Origin of the sequence: Aeromicrobium sp., from assembly GCF_036675695.1 — a bacterium.
Taxonomy (GTDB): domain Bacteria; phylum Actinomycetota; class Actinomycetes; order Propionibacteriales; family Nocardioidaceae; genus Aeromicrobium.
In genome coordinates this window covers 1-18,041 of the sequence record NZ_JAKFEL010000054.1, presented here as the reverse complement: position 1 = coordinate 18,041, position 18,041 = coordinate 1, and the positions used below count along the sequence as shown (strand labels likewise).

Genomic DNA, 18,041 nt, shown 5'->3' with positions numbered 1-18,041 from the left:
GGTGGCTGACGCGCTCACCCTCGGGCGTCAGGAGCTGAACGATCGGGAAGTCTCCCGCTGGATCGTCAGCCATGTAGGTGTCTGGCGTGGTCAAGCTCATGCGTCTCCCTCAATCACGCGGCCGCGGGGTCTCCGCGCCGAGATGTCGAAGCGGTGGAATCGTCGGGTCACAGGGGTATTGAGACTTGTGACGATCTCACGAGCGTGACCGGCATCACGCTTGCGGCGATCGTATCCTGCGGTCGGTTGACCGACCAAACAGCGCAGGTGAGCGGGTCGTGGTGCATCCCAGACAGGCCCGGCAAGGGCGTGTTGAAGGACCTGACAAGTCATGTTGTGCTCCTAGGTGTGCTCCCACCTGTGCATGACTCTAGCCACAAATCGCGCCTACCGTTGGGTAGTTACGTTGCGGCGATTTGTCCTCTGACCTGCAGGTTAACCGACGTTCACCACTGATGTGCCGGGTACGGCGACGGTCAGGCGCCCACTCGCATCGGCCGTCAGACTGCTCGTCGAGGTCTTCGCACCTTGCTTGATCGTCACGGTGTGAGCCGAGCCGGGCTCGTACGACGGAGGCGTGACAACGGTCGCCGCGTCTGCCCCGGTGAAGGAGAAACCGGCACTCGAGGCGTTCTTGAGGGTCGTGAGCTTTTCAGTCGCGCTGCGGTGGACGGCAACGCCCCAGTTCCATTGGTTGTACGCCTTGGCCGTTGACGAGTAGCTGATCGCCGTCGGCGTCGACGGATTGGCGAAGCGATCCATCAGGATCGGCAGGTACTCGCGCAGGTCCTGGGCCCAATAGGGAAACGAATGGGTGCCGAAGACGTAGTTGTCGATGCGCCGTGGGATGCCGGCGTTCTTGAGGCTCGACGCGAATGCCAGCGTCGAGAAGTGCGTCAAGCCTTCAATGACATTGCCGGCTCCACCGCCATAGGAGTTCTCAAAGGAGTCGAGCTCACCCGGGATGCCGGTCGCTGTCCAGAGGCTGACATCCATGCCGCGGAAGTTCTCCACCAGCGTGCCTGGATCGTGTCCCTGCCAGTGGGCAGCGTTGACGATCGGATCGCCGAGGATCGTGAAGGGCGGATTGCCGTTGAGTCCGACCGTGATGGCCTCGATGATGAAGCTGGCGCCTGCGCGTACGACGAAGTTCCTGAAGATCTCGGGCGCGCCGGAAAACGTGGCCACCGAGGTGAACATGTCCGGGTGCAGCGCAGCTCCGTGTGCGGCGCCATAGCCGCCTTGGGAAAGTCCGGCGATGGCTCGGTGGTCCCGGTCGGCGATGGTCGGGAAGTTGTCGTCGATCCACGGGATCACCTGGTCGTACTCGAAGGTCTCCCATTTCGAGCCGCCGCGCTTGCCACCATTCCACTCGTCGTTGAAGAACCCTCCGCCGTCACCGTCGTATCCCGCTTCGGGCAGCACGAGGATGAGGTCCTTGCCAGCGGTGGTCTGGAGTGCGTCGCCGCCGCCGATCCAATCAGAGGGTCGGCCCGAGGTGCCGTGATAGAGGTACAGCACCGGGTAGCGGGTGCCCGGGTCGTAGTCGGACGGCAGCACGACGCGGATACGGACGGGCTTGAGCAGGGCAGCGGTCGAGACCGTGTACTCGGTCTGACGGGAGTCGATCACATTCGTCGCGACAACCGTCAGACCATGGCCGTTGGCAGGGGACGGATCCGCCGAGGCTGGGGCGGCGGGCGCGATGAGAGCTGCAGTCAGCAGAACAGCAGCGATGAAGCGACGGGACATTGGAGCTCCTCGGTGTCCCAGCCACCGTAGCCCTATCTCGTACGTACGTACAGGTTTTCTCTACGGCTATTTGGCACGCCACTTGGCGGCGAGGGCAATGAACTCGGCGTTGACTGCCGGATCACCCACGCTGATACGCACGCCGTCACCCGCGAACGGACGCACCGACACCGGGTCGCAGGCAGCGGCGAACTCCATCGCGTCCTCGCCGAGCGCAAGCCACACGAAGTTGCCCTGCGCCTCGGGCACATCCCAACCCTGTTCACGAAGCGCAACCAGCATGACCTCGCGCTCCTTGACGATCGTCTCGACCCGAGCGCTCAGCTCGGCCTCGGAGTCGAGTGATGCAACGGCAGCTGCCTGGGCGAGGTCGGTGACGCTGAACGGGGCTGTCGCCTTGCGGATCGACTCGGCGACCGCTGGCTGCGCGATCGCATAGCCAACTCGCAGGCCGGCCAGCCCGTACGCCTTGGAGAACGTACGGAGGACCACGACGTTGTCGTGTTCAGCGAGCAGCGCCAGACCGTCGGCGGCTTCGGGATCGCGGACGAACTCCACGTATGCCTCGTCGACCACCACGATGACGCCAGCCGGAACCTTGGCCAGGAAGGCCTCGAGGTCGGCGTGCTTGACGATCGGGCCCGTCGGGTTGTTGGGCGTGCACACCAGCACGACCCGAGTGCGATCGGTGATCGCCGCTGCCATGGCGTCGAGGTCATGGGTCGCGTCGTGGCGCAGAGGCACTCGTACGGTCGTGGCTCCGGTCAGGTCAGCCGCGATCGGATAGGCCTCGAACGAGCGCCAGGCGTAGATGATCTCGTCGCCGGCTTCACAGTGCGCGTTGAGGAGAGCGAACAGCACGGCGACTGAGCCCGTACCCGCCGCGAAGTGGTCGGGTGAGAGCTTGAACTTGGCGCCCAGCGCGTCGTACAACACTGTCATCCCGGCATCGGGGTAGCGGTTGATCCGGCCCAGCTGGTTGCCGGCCCGCTCCATGACACCCGGCAAAGGCCCGTACGGGTTCTCGTTGCTCGACAGCTTGTAGTTCTCGTCCGCAGCGGACTTCCCCGGCTTGTAGACAGGGATGCCGTCAAGCGCTCGGCGTGCACTGGGACTGCTCATGCAGCGACCATATCCCCGGGTTGGGCTGACACAATCGGGGCGTGACAGCCCGCAACCCCCGACTCGGCATCGTGCTGGTCCTGATCGGGGCCGTGCTGTTCGGCCTGAACGGCGGAGTCTCGCGCGTTGCGATGGCCACTCCCCTGACGCCCGAGCTGTTCACGACACTACGCATCACCGGCGCGACCCTGGTGTTCGTCCTGTACGCCGCGCTGTTCCGCCGGTCCGCGTTGAAGCGGCCGACCGGAACGTCGTTCCTGCTCATCATCGGGCTCGGATTGGTCGGCGTGGTCGCCCTGCAGCTGACGTACAACGTGGCGATCACCCGACTGCCGCTCGGCATCGCGCTGCTGATCGAGTACCTCGCTCCGGTGCTGGTCGTGCTGTGGGTGCGCTTCGTCCGTCACGAGGAGGTGCGCCCACGCATGTGGCTCGCCGTGTCTCTCGCGCTGGTTGGGCTCGCGGTCGTCAGCCGCGTCTGGAACGGGCTCACCTTCGACGGTCTCGGCGTCGTGATGGCGCTGCTGGCGGCGGTGAGCTTCGCGGCGTACTTCCTAATCGCCGAGCACAATGTCGGCGTCGATGACCCGCTCCGCGTCATCCTCTGGGCCTTTGTAGTGGCGACCGTGGTGATGAACCTGATCGAACCGATCTGGGAGTCGCCCGGCCTTGGCGGGAGCACCAGCATGCTCGGCCGCCTCGAGGATCTGTCGGCCGCACCGTGGCTGGTGGTTGCGTGGGTCGTCGTGTTCGGCACCGTCGCACCGTTCTTCCTGCAGATGGTTGCACTCCGCCAGATACCGGCCACGATCGTCACCGTCATCGCGATGCTCGAGCCGGTCATCGCGAACGTCCTCGGGTGGGCGTGGTTCCGTGAATCGCTCACGCCAGTGCAGGTGCTCGGCGCTCTCGCCGTCCTCGGCGGCATCGTCCTGGCGCAAACCTCGCGTACGACGGCTCCTGCGGCGCTGCCGCCGCAATAAGCCGCCGGCGACGCCCGGAGTGCAACAATCGGGCCATGCCCAAGCTTCTGACAACCTGGATCCTCAGCTCAGCCTCCTTGGCGATCGCCGCCCAGCTCCTCGGCGACCACATGGACATCGGTGACTCCGGCGACAGCACGACCGCCCGCGTCATCTCGATCGCGATCGTCGGTGCCATCTTCGCGGTGATCAACACCTACGTCGCGCCGGTCATCAAGACGCTGTCGCTGCCGTTCATCATCATCTCGCTCGGTCTGGCGCTGCTCGTGATCAACGCGCTGCTGCTGCTCCTCACGGACTGGATCACCGGAAAGTTCGACGTGCCGTTCTTCGTCGATGGCTTCTGGTGGGCCGTGCTCGGTGCAGTCGTGATCTCGCTGGTCAACACGGTGCTCGGGGCGTTCACCAACAAGAAGTGAGCACTCCACCTACCGAGAACCATGGCTACCGCATCGCGCTGGTGTGCCTCGGCAACATCTGTCGCTCGCCGATGGCGCACGTCGTGCTTGAGGACCGGCTCGCCAAGGCTGGGCTCGACGACCGAGTCGAGGTCGTCTCGTCCGGTACGGGTGGGTGGCACGAGGGTGAGGCGATGGACTCCCGGGCTGCCGACGTACTGCGATCGGCTGGCTACGACCCGAGCCGGCACGTCGCGCGTACGTTCAACACCGACTGGTTCGCCGAGAACGACCTGCTGCTCGCGATGGACCTCAGCAACCAAGCTGACATGAGCGACCAGGCTCCGACAGTCGCCGAACAGGCCCGGGTACGCATGTTTCGGGAGTTCGATCCCGAGGCCAGTGAGGGTGACATCGAGGTGCCTGACCCTTGGTATGGCGGCGCTTCAGGATTCGCCGCAGTACTCGCAATGATCGAGCGGACCACCGACCAGCTGGTCGAGCAACTGCCGGACCTATTGGAGTCCTGACCTCTCCAACTAACAAACGTGACACCAATACACGCGGTAACGTCACCGACATGGCACGAATGACAGGAACCGCCGCACGGGCGGAGTCTCTTCTTGGTCAGGGTGTCGTATCCACCACCTCGGTCGCTGGCGGCGACATCTGCACGTCCACGCGACTGCGCCTCACCGACGGCCACAACGCCATCATCAAGACGCGACCCCAGGCCCCCGTCGACATGTTCGTACGCGAGGCCGAAGGACTGCGCTGGCTGGCCGAGGCCGGAGGCGCCCACGTGCCCGAGGTTCTGGCCGTAGCCGAAGACTGCCTGATCCTGGCGTGGGTGGAGCAGGGCAAACCCACAGCTGACGCCGCCGAACGTTTCGGCCGCGACCTCGCCGCAACGCATGCTGCCGGCGCGTCGACGTTCGGCGCCGAGAAGGACGGATTCATCGGCCTCGCACCCCTGCCCAACCGCCCGCTACCCACCTGGCCCGAGTTCTTCGCCTCACGACGCGTCATGCCGTACGTACGCGCCGCGGTCGATCGTCAGGCCCTCACGATGCCGGAAGCCGAGACGATCGAAGCCGCGATGCGTCGCATCCACGAGTTCGCAGGTGACGCAGAACCGCCTTCGCGCATCCACGGCGACCTCTGGTCCGGCAACATCGTCTGGGGAGCTGACGGCAACATCTGGCTGATCGACGCGGCCGCTCACGGTGGTCACCGCGAGACCGATCTCGCGATGCTCGCCCTGTTCGGCGCTCCACATCTCCAGCGGATGATCGACTCGTACGACGAAGCAGCGCCGCTCGCCGACGGCTGGCGCGAACGCCTCCCCCTGCACCAGCTCCACCCGCTGCTCGTGCACGCGGTCATGTTCGGCGGCACCTACGGTGCCCGAGCCGCCTCCGCAGCGCAGTCCCTTCTTGACGGCAGTGCCGGCGACTAACTCAGCAACTCCTCAGACACACGGGGCACACTGATATCCATGCGAATTCTTGTCGTTGACGATGACCGCGCCGTGCGCGACTCGCTGCGGCGATCCCTGGAGTTCAACGGCTACACCGTGGACCTCGCATCGGACGGTGCGGAGGCACTCGCGCGGGTGCCCCAGATCAATCCCGACGCGATCATCATGGACGTGATGATGCCGCGGCTCGACGGCCTCGAGGCAACGCGCGCATTGCGCGGCGCCGGCAATGACGTACCGATTCTCGTACTGACAGCTCGCGATGCCGTCTCCGATCGCGTCGACGGCTTGGACGCGGGCGCCGACGACTACCTCACCAAGCCGTTCGCCCTTGAGGAGCTGCTCGCCCGCGTACGTTCGCTGCTGCGTCGATCAAGCCGTGCAGCTGCAGTCGAGCCTGACGAGGCGCCGCTGGTGTTCGCCGACCTGTCACTCGATCCGGTCACGCGCGACGTGACCCGCGGTGATCGCGCACTGTCACTCACCCGCACCGAGTTTGCCCTGCTCGAACTGTTCCTCCAGCGCCCCAAGCGAGTGCTCGAACGGTCGTTCATCCTCGAGGAGGTGTGGGGCTTCGACTTCCCCACCACCGCCAACTCCCTTGAGGTCTATGTCGGCTACGTACGTCGCAAGCTCGAGGCCGAGGGCGAGTCGCGACTGCTCCACACCGTGCGTGGCGTCGGATACGTCCTGCGCGAGACCCCACCGTGATCGAGCTGTTTCGCCGACTGGTCCGCCCGCTCACGTCACGCATCTCGTTGGCGCTGCGCGTCGCGATCCTGACCACGCTCTCAGTCGCGCTGACCCTCGGTGCCCTCAGTGCCATCGTGTACGTGACCGTGGCCTCCGAGTTCAAGAGCTCGCTCGATGACTCGATGTTCCGGCGCGCCAACGATGCGGTCGCCGCCAACTACGTGCCGACGGAGAAGAACGACGCCGAGGATGCGCTGACCGGCGTCAAGGCGTTCGTCGTACGAGGTGGCGAGCTGTTCGCACCAGCCTCGGCCGACCGCGACTTCCCGTTCGACCATCACGAGGTTGCCGTCTCGATCGGCACCGAGAAGCGGTCGATGCGCACCCTCACGTACAACGGCGTCTCCTATCGAGTCGTGGCTGTCAGCGCGAGCCCGGGCGTGGCACTCGTACTGGCCCAGCCAATGGAGTCGATCGAGCGGGCACTCGACCGGCTCAAGGTGATCCTGCTGTTGAGCAGTGCCGCCGGAGTCGCGCTCGCCGGTATCGCTGGATGGGCGGTCGCCGCCAATGGTCTGCGTCCCGTCCGTCGACTCACCGCTGCGACTGAGCGCGTTGCCCGCACTCAGGAACTTCGCCCAATCGAGGTGAGTGGCAGCGATGAGCTGGCCCGACTCACGACCTCGTTCAACTCGATGCTCCAGGCTCTCGATGCCTCCCAGCACCGGCAGCGCCAGCTCGTCGCGGACGCCGGCCACGAGCTTCGGACCCCGCTGACCAGCCTGCGTACCAACATCGAGCTGATCGGCCAGGCCGCAGACAACGACGAGAGGTCGCTGTCGACCGAAGAGCGCCAGGAGATCATGGGCGACGTACGTTCGCAGCTCGAGGAGATGACGACTCTGGTCGGCGACCTGGTCGAGCTCGCCCGCGACGAACCGATGCGCCGCGACCCCGAGCCACTCGACTTCGCCGATGTGGTGACCCAGTCGGTCGACCGCGTACGTCTGCGCGCCCCTGCCGTGACCTTCGACGTCGAGCTCGAGCCATGGCTGGTCTTCGGCGAGTCCCAGCTGCTCGAGCGCGCTGTGACCAACCTCCTCGACAATGCCGCCAAATGGAGCCCGGACGGCAGTACCGTGCGCGTCCGTCTCGCCGAGGGCATCCTGACGGTTGCCGATCAGGGCCCCGGCATCGACGCCGCCGACCTGCCGCACGTCTTTGACCGGTTCTACCGATCGAGCGAAGCGCGTACGTTGCCCGGCTCAGGTCTGGGTCTCTCCATCGTGCGACGGGCCGCCGATCGCCATGGCGGGACCGTCGAAGCGGCCTCGGGCGAGGGTGGCGGGACGCTTTTCACGCTCACCCTGCCCGGTTCTGACGACGACTAGCCGGCAATTCTTTCCGCGCTCACACACCGCCCTCAGCGCGGTTTCAGAAATAGGCGAGAATCTTTGTCTATGAGTGAAACGCAGGATCCCTTCGCCGACCGTCCGTACGTCCCGCCGACCTCGCGCGACCTCGACGAACAGGCCCCCGCAGAAGCCACGACCGAGATCCCGGTCGCCGCCGAAGAGGTTGAGGCGCCGGGCGAAGCCACACCAACCGAAGTAGCTCCAGCCGAAGACTGGTCGCCGCTGCGCGACGACGTCGACATCGAGCCGGCCCTCGAGCCAGCCCTGGTGGCTGCCAACGAGACGCCTGCGGCAGAGGTCCCCGCCGAAGAGCCTCCCGCTTACACCCACCGCTACTCCGCCGAGCCCGCGCTCGCCGCAGCGACCATGCAGGCACCCGTCGAGGCGCCCTTCGACAGGCCGGCGCCCACCACGACGTTCCCAGCGGCGCCCGCCTTTGACGGAGGCGACCCGTTCCCTCCGGCTCGCACCACCGGTGACGAGCCGCCCAAGCGCCGCGGCCGCAAGGTTGTCAGCGTCGTGGCCATCGCGGCTCTCGCTGCGGGCGCAGGCTTCGGCGGCGCGTACGCCTATGACGAGCTCGTCGACAACAACAACGACGGCACCACCACGGTCAGCTCGCTCGACACCGGCAACACCAGCAACACCAGCGGGCCCGCAGGCGCGGTCGAGAAGGTCGCGTCTAAGGTGCTGCCCTCAGTCGTGCAGATCAACGTCAAGGGCAAGGACGACGCCGGTTCAGGCACCGGCATCATCATCAGCTCCGACGGCGAGATCCTCACCAACAACCACGTTGTCGAGGTCGCTGGCGATGGCGGAACGCTGACTGTCGCGTTCAACGACGGCACCAACGCCAAGGCAACGATCGTCGGCACCGATCCACTCACTGACCTCGCCGTGATCAAGGCTTCCGGCAAGTCCGGCCTGACGCCGGCGACGCTTGGCAGCTCGGGCGACCTCAGGGTCGGCCAGGAAGTCGTTGCGATCGGTTCACCGTTCGGCCTCGAGAGCACCGTGACCAGCGGCATCATCTCGGCGCTCAACCGTCCAGTCACCTCCAACTCCGCCACCGCGACGAGCCAGGGCACCACGTTCCCCGCCGTGCAGACCGACGCAGCGATCAACCCGGGCAACTCCGGTGGTCCGCTCGTCGACCTCAACGGCAACGTCGTGGCGATCAACTCCGCGATCCGCTCCGGTGCGTCCGCCGGAGACGCAGGTTCGATCGGCCTCGGCTTCGCCATTCCGATCGACCTGGCCAAGAACGTCTCCAAACAGCTGCTCGACGGCAAGAAGGTTGAGCACGCTCGCATCGGCGTCAAGGTCGGACAGGCAGTCTCATCCGACGACATCACCGGCATCGGCGCACTCGTCTCCGAGGTCACCAAGGGTGGCGCTGGCGACAAGGCCGGCCTCAAGAAGGACGACATCATCACCGCAGTCAACGGACACGCAGTGGCGAGCAATGAAGCGCTGGTCGCGTCCGTACGTGGCTACCAGCCGGGCGAGACGATCAAGGTCACCTTCCAGCGCGACGGCAAGACCCAGACGGTCAATGTCACGCTCGACTCCGACGGCGGCAACCTCGAGTGATCTATCGCAAAACGGCCGACCTCTCGAGGTCGGCCGTTTTGCGTTGCAGGATGGCCGATTATCGCTCGTGCCTGTCGGTGCCGGTCACTAGCGTGAGTACGTGAAGAATCGCGATCTCTCCCTCCCGGCGCTGCTGGTCACCGTCTTCCTCTGGGCGTCCGCATTCGTCGGCATTCGCGCCATCGCCGACGTGTTCTCCCCCGGCTCGCTGACCCTCGGACGCCTCCTCGCCGCCTCCATCGCACTCACCGCCATCGCCTGGCCGAAGCGCGAGCGCTTGCCCAGGGGCAGGTCGCTGCAGCTCATCATCATGTACGGCGTTGTGTGGTTCGGTGCCTACAACATCGCCCTCAATGCCGCCGAGCAAGACCTCGACGCCGGCACCACAGCGCTGATCGTCAACATCGGTCCGATCCTGATCGCACTGATCGCCGGGTTCATCTTCAAGGAGGGTTTCCCCAGACCCCTCATCATCGGCATGGCGGTGGCGTTCGCGGGAGTAGCACTGATCGCGATCAGCACGCGCAACTCGTCCGTCGAGACCGCGAGCACGGTCGGTGTCGTGCTGTGCCTCGTCGCCGCCGTTTGCTACGCGATCGGCACGCTGGGCCAGAAGGTCGCGCTTCGCGACACATCACCCGTCATGTCGGTGTGGCTCGCGTGCCTGGTCGGCACCGTGGTCTGCCTCCCGTTTGCACCTCAGTTGATCGACGAGCTCGGCGAGGCGTCCACCGGAGACATCGCCTGGCTGCTGTTCCTCGGCATCTTCCCGACCGCCATCGGCTTCAGTACGTGGGCCTACGCACTCAAGCGGCTCACGGCCGGGCAGGTTGCGTCGACGACCTACCTCGTTCCCGCCGTGGCAACGTTGATCTCCTGGGCCTACCTCGGCGAGATCCCGACGGCCCTTGCCTTCATCGGCGGCGGCCTGTGCCTGCTGGGTGTCACGATCACCCGTCTCAAGCGCCGCACCGAGGTAGTCGTCGAACCCGCGCCTACGTCAGGGCAAGCCTGACGGCAGCCTGTACGTGGAGTGCCGTCGTCGGAAACACCGGCAGCTCGACGTGTGATTGGTCGATCAACAGCTCGATCTCGGTGCAGCCGAGGATGACACCTTCGGCCCCATCCGCCCGCAGCCGCTGGATTGCTTCGAGGTAGAACGCCCGCGACTCATCGCGTACGACGCCCAGGCACAGCTCGTCGTAGATGATCTCGCTGACGCGCTTGCGGTCCTCGGGTCCGGGCAGCACGACGTCCAGGCCGTGTCCGGAGAGTCGGTCGACATAGAAGTCCTGCTCCATCGTGAAGATGGTGCCGAGCAGCCCGACCTTGGTGATCCCTGCCGCCTTGACGGCTTCAGCGGTGGTGTCACCGAGGTGGATGAACGGTACGGAGACAGCGGCCTCGATGGGCGCCGCCACTTTGTGCATCGTGTTGGTGCACAGCACGATCAACTCCGCGCCGGCTCGCTGCAGACGTTCTGCTGCGTCGGCCAGGAGCGCGCCGGCGTCATCCCATCGGCCTTCGACCTGCATCGCCTCGATCTCGGCGAAGTCGACCGAGTGCATCAGGATCTTCGCCGAGTGCAGGCCACCGAGCTGATCGCGTACGAGCTCGTTGGCCAGTCGGTAGTACTCGGCGGTGCTCTCCCAGCTCATGCCGCCGAGCAGGCCGATCGTCTTCATCCGATGAGGTCGGTGACCAGGTCCCGCAGGATGCCGAAGCCGTTCTGCGTCAGGATCGACTCGGCATGGAATTGCACGCCGCGATAGTGCGGGCCGGCGAGCAGGTGGATGTCACCTGTCTCGGGATCGGTCTCCACTGTGACGCCCTCGGGCAACCCACCGGACGGCACGCGCGCGACAAACGTGTTGTAGAAGCCGACGACCTCCGGGCGCTCGAGCACCTGCAACTTGCTTTGCGTGCCCTGGAAGACGATGTCCTTGAACGCGAGGTCGAGCCCGAGCTGGTGGCTCAGCGCCTGGTGACCAAGGCACACGGCGAGGAACGGCCGCCCCGTCTCGAGTAGCCCGGCGACAACCCCGTGCAACACCGACATCTTGGGATCGTTGAGCTCGCGCGGGTCACCGGGTCCCGGGCCCACGACGACGAGGTCGTAGCCGTCGAGATCGCCATCGGCGTACACATCGTGGCGAACGATGTCGGTCGTCATACCCAGCACGCCGAACACGTGCGACAGCATGTTGACGAAGTCATCCTCGCCATCGACGATCACGACTCGCTTGCCCACCAGCGAGGGAACCGGTGCGGCGCCGGACTGGTCGGTGAGCCAGAACTGACTGAGTCGCTGGTTGCGTGATCCGAGCGCGATGATCACGTCGTCCTCGCGAGTGAACGCGTCGAAGCCCTCGACGGGTTCGGGTGCGGCGCCGACGAGACCGAAGGCGCTGAGAATGCCCGAGGCCTTGGCCCACGTCTCCTTGGTCTCGTACATCGGATCGGAGTCGCGTACGAGGGTCGCACCGGCGGTGACCTTGAGATTGCCCTCGAGGTCGACGTCTGCCGTACGGATCAGGATCGGCGCATCGGCGCGTGGCATGCCATCGGCGTCGCGGCCAATCAGGGCGGCGACAGCCGCGTAGTAGCCGCGGCCCTCGGCCTCGTACTGCTTGATCAGTCGACAGGCGTTCTCGACCGGGCTACCGGTGACGGTCGCTGCGAACATCGAGTCGCGCAACACCTCGTTGACCGTGCGGTGGGTGCGGCCGGCGAGGAGGTATTCGGTGTGCACGAGGTGCGTCATCGGCTTGAGGTACGGCCCCAGCACAAGTCCACCCTCATGGCAGATGTCGCACATCATCTTGAGCTCTTCGTCGACCACCATGAAGAGCTCGTAGATCTCCTTCTCGTCCTTCAGGAACGAGAGGAGCTCGCGCTTCTTGTCGGCGTGCGTCTCGAGCCCGCGCATTCGAAAGGTGCCACTGATGGGGTTCATCCGGACCTGGCCGGCCTCGACGCTGACATGGCGCTCGGGACTGGCACCGATCAGGTAGCGATCGCCGGTGAAGATCAGGAAGGTCCAGAACGCACCGCGCTCGCGCTCGAGCAGGCGGCGGAACACCGTGAGTGCCCGCTCGTGACCCCAGTCGGAGACCTGGGCGCGGAAGTGACGGCCGATCACGAGGTTGGCACCTTCGCCCTGGCCGATCTCGTCATCGATGATCTGGCGTACGACGGCGGCGTAGGCGTCATCGCTGGTTTCGAACCCGCCGCGATCTGCGAACTCGATCGGCAGATCTGGCAGCGACGGCAGCAGCTCGGCTATCGGCACCTCGGCCGAGAAGTCGACGGCAATCGACGTCAGCGGCGTGCCGTCCTGGTGCGCCTCGAAGCCGCGCTCGCGCACCTGCGCGTACGGCACCAGCACCAAGTGGTCCCAGCCTTCACCCGAGCCCGGAACTGCCGGGATGTCAGCGAGCGAGTCGAGATCCGTACGCGTTCCGCCGACGAGCGTGACGGTGTCGGCGTCGCGCACCCGGATGAGTGCGAACGCCGGCTGCGCGAGGAGATCGTCGAGGGCGGTCATAGGAGCACGATCCTATCGGCGAGAGTTGAAGGGCTGGTGCCATGCTGGGCGGCATGGACATCGACGTCGATCTGATCAGGCGCGATCTGGCCCAGCTCGTGAACATCCCGAGCGTCGGCGGCTCGGACGCCGAGATCGCTGCACAGCGCTGGTGCGCGGCGACGTTGACCGGTCTCGGCCTCCAAGTCGACCAGTGGAAGCTCGACCTCGCCGACCTGCGCGCCGATCCTGACTACCCCGGCGAAGAGGTCGAGCGCGAGGAAGCCTGGGGTGTGGTCGGAGTCTCCGGATCCGGCACGCCCGCACTGATTCTCAACGGGCACGTCGACGTCGTACCTCCCGGCGAAGCCGAGTCGTGGACGAACGGTGATCCGTGGCTGATCCGTGAAGACGCGGGTCGTTGGTACGGACGCGGCGTGTGCGACATGAAGGGCGGCGTGATTGCGATCATCGCCGCCGCTCGAGCCGTCAGCGAGCTGACGCTCGCGAAGCCCTACGCCGTCCACACCGTGATCGGCGAGGAGGACGGCGGGCTCGGTACGTTCGCAACTCTGCGTCGCGGTCACACCGGTGAGGCATGTGTCATCGCCGAGCCGACCGACAAACAGATCGTGTCCGCCAATGCCGGCTCGCTGACGTTCAGGATCGAGGTGCAGGGCCGGTCGACCCACGGCTCAATGCGGGCTGCCGGGCGCAGCGCGATCGACGCGTTCGAGGTGCTCAACCGTGCGCTCCGGGAGCTTGAGACCGTACGCAATGCGACACCGCCGGCACCGTTCGGCCAGCTGCCCTGGCCCATCAGCGTCGGCATCCTGCACGCCGGCGACTGGGCCAGCACGGTTCCCGATCAGCTGGTGGCCGAGGGCCGGTACGGCGTGATGCCGGGTGAGTCTTTCGAGGACGCCAAACGTGCCTTCGAGCAAGCGATCGCAGCCGTCAAGGACGAGTGGCTCGTCGACAACCCACCGACTGTCACCTGGCCCGGTGGGCACTTCGCCGCCGGAACGCTCCCCAACGAGCATCCGTTCGGCGCAGACGTCGCCGCAGCCGTCACCGCCAGCGGAGCACCGACTCCTCAGCTCGTCGGCGCGCCGTACGGATCTGATCTTCGTCAGTACGCAGCGGCAGGCATACCGACGCTGCAGTACGGACCCGGCGCCATCATCGATGCGCATGCGATCGACGAGAACGTGCTGATCGACGAGGTCGTGGCGTGTGCCCGTGCATACGCCACGCTGATCGTCGCCCGCTGCCGCTAGTGCGGCATCCGGCGAAATGCGCCGGTCGCCCACATGCTCCACACCACGAGAACTGCCGGGATGGAAAGCACACCAAGAGCAACGGCGACCTCGAACGTGCCAAATCCGTTCATATTCCAGAATGTAGCGCGACCGAGGGTCATTCCTGGGTATCGCGGGGCGATGCCTCGATGGGTGCGTAGTCGGCGACCTCGATGCGGCCTCCTGAGTCGAACGTCACCGGCTGCAGGCCGACCGGCACCCCGTCGCTGAACGTGACGATCGTGACCTGGGCCGTGCGTCGCAGCTTGCTGCCCAAGGCGAAGGCGTACACCGCGCCTCCGGTCGTCCCAGTGGACAATGTGACGGTCGATCGACCGTTGACACCGTCGATCGTGGTCGGCCCGACCTGACGGTGCAAGTGACCCGAGAGCACCAGATCGGCGCAGCCCGACTGCGCGGCCTGCTTGGCCGAGGCTGGACTGTGCACGGCGATGACGTTGACGTTGCCGTCCTCGCACGCAGCCCGCGTCAGCTCCGCGTCCTGCGACCGGATCGCGGCGATGTTGTCCGACTCGTCGCCGCTGTAGCCTGCCGTCAGTCCCGAGCTTCGCGGATCGCTGCTGCCGAGGAACCGCACCCCGTTGACGGTGACCGGTTTGCCGTCGAGGACGGTGAAACCCTTGTCCTTCATCTGCTTGCTGATGGTCGGCCCAGTGTCGTGGTTGCCGGCGACCGAGACGATCTCGAAGCCGTCGAACTCGCGAGCCAGCGAGTTGAGGCTGAACGTCTCCCAGCTCTGACCGCTCGAGGTGTCGTCACCGAGGTCGATCAGCATCGACGACTGAGCCTGCTCAGCGATGGCCCGAGCGACCGGGTCCATGCCGATGTTGTCGTGACGGTCAGTCACGACCAGCGCTGTGGTCTCGCCTTCGAGCGGCGTACGGACGATCACCGATCTGGCATCCTCGGCGAGCTTGCCGTAGAACGAGACCGATTTCCGATATGTCGACAAAGCGCCTTCCACGATCGCCTTGCTGCCACTGGTGGAGGCACCCTCGGCGATCTCCACGTGGTCGAGCACCGGGTCTGCCGGCAGAAGTGGGAACGCTTTTCCGATCGGCACCCAGGCAGCATCCTCGGACCTGGGTCGCTCGGGCGTTGCTACGAGTGCAAGAGCGCCGATCGTGAGCACCGCGACCGACACGGCACCGATCTTCTGACGGCGGTCGGGATGACGGGCTGCCGCCCAGAGCGCTCGCCTTCGAGCTTGTCCGATCGCCTTCCACCCGAGGATCGCGATCAGCAACGCCAGCAGCGCACCGCCCAGCCCACGGAGCGCGGCGTCGATTGCCATCGAGATGACCTGTGACCGTACGGCGGCGATCTCACCCTGGGGTTGTGACGCGATGACCGCGTCACGAGCCACGAGCTTGTTGAGGTCGGACACCTCGCTCTCACCGAGACGTATGTCGACGCCGATGCCGATCGGTGCCTTCGCTGGAAGCCGTACCTGCGGGAGCACCGCGCCGAAGTCGATGCGGGCGTAGCCACTGAAGTCGGGCTGCACTGTAGCCTCGTGCGCGCCGATGATGATCGCACGCTCACTGTGGATGAACGTCGTGTAGGCAGTCGGTAGCGCGACGCTGATCGCGAGCAGCGCCAGAAGCAGGACCTTGAGAGTGCGGGTCAGACGATCCGCTCTCGCCAGCGGTCGGTCGTGCCGACCGTCGTGAGGAGCTGGGTGGCGCGGGTCAGCACGACATACAGCGTGCGCCAGCCAGCCGTCGACTCATCGGTGATCGCATCGGGCTCAGCCACGACAACGCCGTCGAACTCCAGTCCCTTGGTGTCGAGTCCGTCAAGGAGCCTCAGCCGTCCAGAATGCTCCCCGAGCAGATCGGACAACTCGCCTTCGAGTCGCTCGAGGTCAGCCCGCGATGCCACGACGGCAACGGTGCCTTCAACACGCTCGAGCATGTCGTCGATGCTCGTACGCAGCTGCGCGGTGAGCTCGGCTGCACCGACGACGTGGTGCTGTGGCAGGTCTCCCGTACGGCGGACGGCGTCGGCGAGGTCGGGATCCTTGACGCCGACCACCGCGACCTTGGCTGCAAGGTCGTATATCTCGGCCGAGTTGCGGTAGTTGGTCGACAGCCGGAACGCGTGCTCGGGCTTGCCCTCGAGCGCCGCCTTGCGGGCCGCCTCCGACTCGCGCGGGTGCGGCCAGGACGACTGCGCCTGGTCTCCGACGATCGTCCAGCTCGCGTGACGTCCACGGCGACCGAGCATGCGCCACTGCATCGGCGACAGGTCCTGCGCCTCGTCGACAAGCACGTGGGCGAAGCCGTCGTCCTCGATGCTGCGGGTCGCGCGATAGCGGTCATCGCGGGCTTCGCGCTCCTGGCGCTCGAAGCTCATCAGCTGCTTCGGGCCGTCGTCGTCGTTGTCGTTGGTGTCGGGGATCTCGCCAATGACGTAGCGCAGCTCGTCGATCAGGGGGATGTCCTCGATACTGGGCTCGCCGATCGCCCAGGACGCCTTGAGTGCCTTGAGCTCCTCGGCCGAAAATGCTCCACGTCCGAGCGAGTCGATGACGTCGGGCAGCGTGCGCCACACCTCGATCGGATCGACCGGCGGCCACCAGTCCTCGACGAATGAAACGAAACGGTCGTCGGTGGTGACGATCTCGGTGAACTCGGCTTCACCCTTCTCCAGTGCGCGCTCTCCTGCGACCTGACGCCACAAGGCATCAACGAGAGCGGCGGGAGCCTTGTCGTATGCGCGGTTGCGCTTGCCACCCGAGAGCAGGTGCCGACGTATGCGGTCGAGGTCTGCTGCGTCAAGGCGCAGGACGTCGTCCTTGTAGAAGAACCGGAACTCGGTCGGCGCACCCGGCAGAGGTGCGGCGGCGGCGCGACCGATGAAGGCCGTCATTCGCGAGGAACCCTTGGCAGCTGCGGCCACCGGCTCGTCATGGCGATCAGCACTCAGGCCGTCGACGACCTCGCCGAGCGATCGCAGCGTCACGCTGGTCTCGCCGAGACTCGGCAGGACTCGTTCGATGTAGTTCATGAACACCGACGACGGACCGACGACGAGCACGCCACCGGACTCGAAGCGACGGCGGTCGGTGTAGAGGAGATAGGCCGCGCGGTGCAGGGCCACGACGGTCTTGCCGGTGCCGGGTCCGCCACCGATCGTGGTGGCGCCGCGGCTGGGAGCGCGAATCGCTTCGTCCTGCTCCTTCTGGATCGTGGCGACGACCGAGTGCATCGAGCTGTCACGCGCGCGGCTCAGGCTGGCGAGCAGTGCGCCTTCGCCCACGATGACCAGATCGTCAGCCGCGTTGTCGGCATCGAGCAGGTCGTCCTCGACACCAATGACCTTCTCGCCCGAGCAACGCAGGACGCGACGACGTATGACGCCGGCCGGATCCTGAGCGGTGGCCTGGTAGAACACAGCGGCGGCAGGTGCGCGCCAGTCGACGACGATGACGTCACGGTTCTCATCACGTACGCCGATGCGACCGATGTAGCGCGACTCTCCGTCGAGCAGGTTGAGGCGACCGAACACCAGTCCGTCGTGTGCGGCATTGAGCGCAGCGATGCGCTTGGACGCCTGGAAGACCATGGCATCGCGCTCAACGAGACCGCCTTCGTGCCCGATGTGCCCGCGTGCGTAGCCCTCGGCGACAAGCGCCTGAGCCATCTGGCCCGACGCTTCGAGCCGCTCGTAGACGTTGTCGACGTAGGCCTGCTCGGCAGCGACTTCTTGCTGAGCAATGTGCTCAGCGCTGTGTGTCGTCACCCCAGCCCCT

15 protein-coding genes are annotated in these 18,041 nt (G+C 65.9%); 9 read left to right on the top strand and 6 right to left on the bottom strand.

The genetic code is table 11. The features are described from left to right. Positions 1-435: 435 nt before the first annotated feature. Both V6M39_RS03800 and hisC read right to left on the bottom strand, forming a co-directional pair. Positions 436-1,752, bottom strand: a complete 1,317-nt coding sequence (locus tag V6M39_RS03800) for an alpha/beta hydrolase (protein WP_332642346.1) — start codon at positions 1,750-1,752, stop codon at positions 436-438. Positions 1,753-1,818: 66 nt separating this feature from the next. Continuing rightward, positions 1,819-2,874, bottom strand: coding sequence for a histidinol-phosphate transaminase (gene hisC / locus V6M39_RS03795; RefSeq protein WP_332642345.1), 1,056 nt, complete (start codon positions 2,872-2,874; stop codon positions 1,819-1,821). A 41-nt stretch (positions 2,875-2,915) separates the two neighbouring features. Here hisC and V6M39_RS03790 point away from each other — a divergent pair, with 41 nt between their 5' ends. The 8 genes from V6M39_RS03790 to V6M39_RS03755 all read left to right on the top strand — a co-directional run bounded on the left by V6M39_RS03790 (position 2,916) and on the right by V6M39_RS03755 (position 10,451). After that, entirely contained in the window at positions 2,916-3,857 is a 942-nt protein-coding gene (locus V6M39_RS03790; RefSeq protein ID WP_332642344.1) for an EamA family transporter, read from the top strand. A 35-nt stretch (positions 3,858-3,892) separates the two neighbouring features. Further along, positions 3,893-4,276, top strand: a complete 384-nt coding sequence (locus tag V6M39_RS03785; RefSeq protein WP_332642343.1) for a phage holin family protein — start codon at positions 3,893-3,895, stop codon at positions 4,274-4,276. Further along, positions 4,273-4,785, top strand: coding sequence for a low molecular weight protein-tyrosine-phosphatase (locus tag V6M39_RS03780; RefSeq protein ID WP_332642342.1), 513 nt, complete (start codon positions 4,273-4,275; stop codon positions 4,783-4,785). Before V6M39_RS03785 ends, V6M39_RS03780 begins: the two co-directional genes overlap by 4 nt. Positions 4,786-4,835: 50 nt before the next feature. Further along, the gene (locus V6M39_RS03775; RefSeq protein ID WP_332642341.1) at positions 4,836-5,714 is read left to right on the top strand and encodes a fructosamine kinase family protein; all 879 of its coding nucleotides are present in this window, start codon (positions 4,836-4,838) and stop codon (positions 5,712-5,714) included. A gap of 39 nt (positions 5,715-5,753) precedes the next feature. Then, positions 5,754-6,446, top strand: coding sequence for a response regulator transcription factor (locus V6M39_RS03770; protein WP_332642340.1), 693 nt, complete (start codon positions 5,754-5,756; stop codon positions 6,444-6,446). Continuing rightward, complete coding sequence (locus V6M39_RS03765; RefSeq protein WP_332642339.1) at positions 6,443-7,819, top strand: sensor histidine kinase; 1,377 nt, start codon at positions 6,443-6,445, stop codon at positions 7,817-7,819. The genes V6M39_RS03770 and V6M39_RS03765 overlap by 4 nt, the downstream gene beginning before the upstream one ends. A 69-nt stretch (positions 7,820-7,888) precedes the next feature. Beyond that, complete coding sequence (locus V6M39_RS03760; protein ID WP_332642338.1) at positions 7,889-9,436, top strand: trypsin-like peptidase domain-containing protein; 1,548 nt, start codon at positions 7,889-7,891, stop codon at positions 9,434-9,436. 100 nt (positions 9,437-9,536) lie between these two features. Beyond that, positions 9,537-10,451, top strand: coding sequence for a DMT family transporter (locus V6M39_RS03755; protein ID WP_332642337.1), 915 nt, complete (start codon positions 9,537-9,539; stop codon positions 10,449-10,451). Here the strand turns inward: V6M39_RS03755 and V6M39_RS03750 are convergent. Beyond that, entirely contained in the window at positions 10,432-11,121 is a 690-nt protein-coding gene (locus V6M39_RS03750; protein ID WP_332642336.1) for an aspartate/glutamate racemase family protein, read from the bottom strand. The genes V6M39_RS03755 and V6M39_RS03750 overlap by 20 nt on opposite strands. After that, the gene (locus tag V6M39_RS03745; RefSeq protein WP_332642335.1) at positions 11,118-12,983 is read right to left on the bottom strand and encodes an anthranilate synthase family protein; all 1,866 of its coding nucleotides are present in this window, start codon (positions 12,981-12,983) and stop codon (positions 11,118-11,120) included. Before V6M39_RS03745 ends, V6M39_RS03750 begins: the two co-directional genes overlap by 4 nt. Before the next feature lie 53 nt (positions 12,984-13,036). Here V6M39_RS03745 and V6M39_RS03740 point away from each other — a divergent pair, with 53 nt between their 5' ends. Continuing rightward, the gene (locus tag V6M39_RS03740; RefSeq protein WP_332642334.1) at positions 13,037-14,242 is read left to right on the top strand and encodes an ArgE/DapE family deacylase; all 1,206 of its coding nucleotides are present in this window, start codon (positions 13,037-13,039) and stop codon (positions 14,240-14,242) included. Positions 14,243-14,381: 139 nt separating this feature from the next. Here the strand turns inward: V6M39_RS03740 and V6M39_RS03735 are convergent, their stop codons facing one another. Further along, on the bottom strand, positions 14,382-15,791 hold the full coding sequence (locus V6M39_RS03735; RefSeq protein WP_332642333.1) for a metallophosphoesterase family protein: 1,410 nt from the start codon (positions 15,789-15,791) through the stop codon (positions 14,382-14,384). A gap of 119 nt (positions 15,792-15,910) precedes the next feature. Beyond that, positions 15,911-18,041 (bottom strand): HelD family protein (locus V6M39_RS03730; RefSeq protein WP_442880670.1); only part of this gene is annotated, 2,131 nt, incomplete at its 5' end.

Coding starts and splice junctions, on each gene's coding strand:
- V6M39_RS03750 (WP_332642336.1), bottom strand. CDS start 11,121: ATGAAGACGATCGGCCTGCTCGGCGGCATGAGCTGGGAGAGCACCGCC.
- V6M39_RS03745 (WP_332642335.1), bottom strand. CDS start 12,983: ATGACCGCCCTCGACGATCTCCTCGCGCAGCCGGCGTTCGCACTCATC.
- V6M39_RS03800 (WP_332642346.1), bottom strand. CDS start 1,752: ATGTCCCGTCGCTTCATCGCTGCTGTTCTGCTGACTGCAGCTCTCATC.
- V6M39_RS03770 (WP_332642340.1), top strand. CDS start 5,754: ATGCGAATTCTTGTCGTTGACGATGACCGCGCCGTGCGCGACTCGCTG.
- V6M39_RS03785 (WP_332642343.1), top strand. CDS start 3,893: ATGCCCAAGCTTCTGACAACCTGGATCCTCAGCTCAGCCTCCTTGGCG.
- V6M39_RS03775 (WP_332642341.1), top strand. CDS start 4,836: ATGGCACGAATGACAGGAACCGCCGCACGGGCGGAGTCTCTTCTTGGT.
- V6M39_RS03740 (WP_332642334.1), top strand. CDS start 13,037: ATGGACATCGACGTCGATCTGATCAGGCGCGATCTGGCCCAGCTCGTG.
- hisC (WP_332642345.1), bottom strand. CDS start 2,874: ATGAGCAGTCCCAGTGCACGCCGAGCGCTTGACGGCATCCCTGTCTAC.
- V6M39_RS03760 (WP_332642338.1), top strand. CDS start 7,889: ATGAGTGAAACGCAGGATCCCTTCGCCGACCGTCCGTACGTCCCGCCG.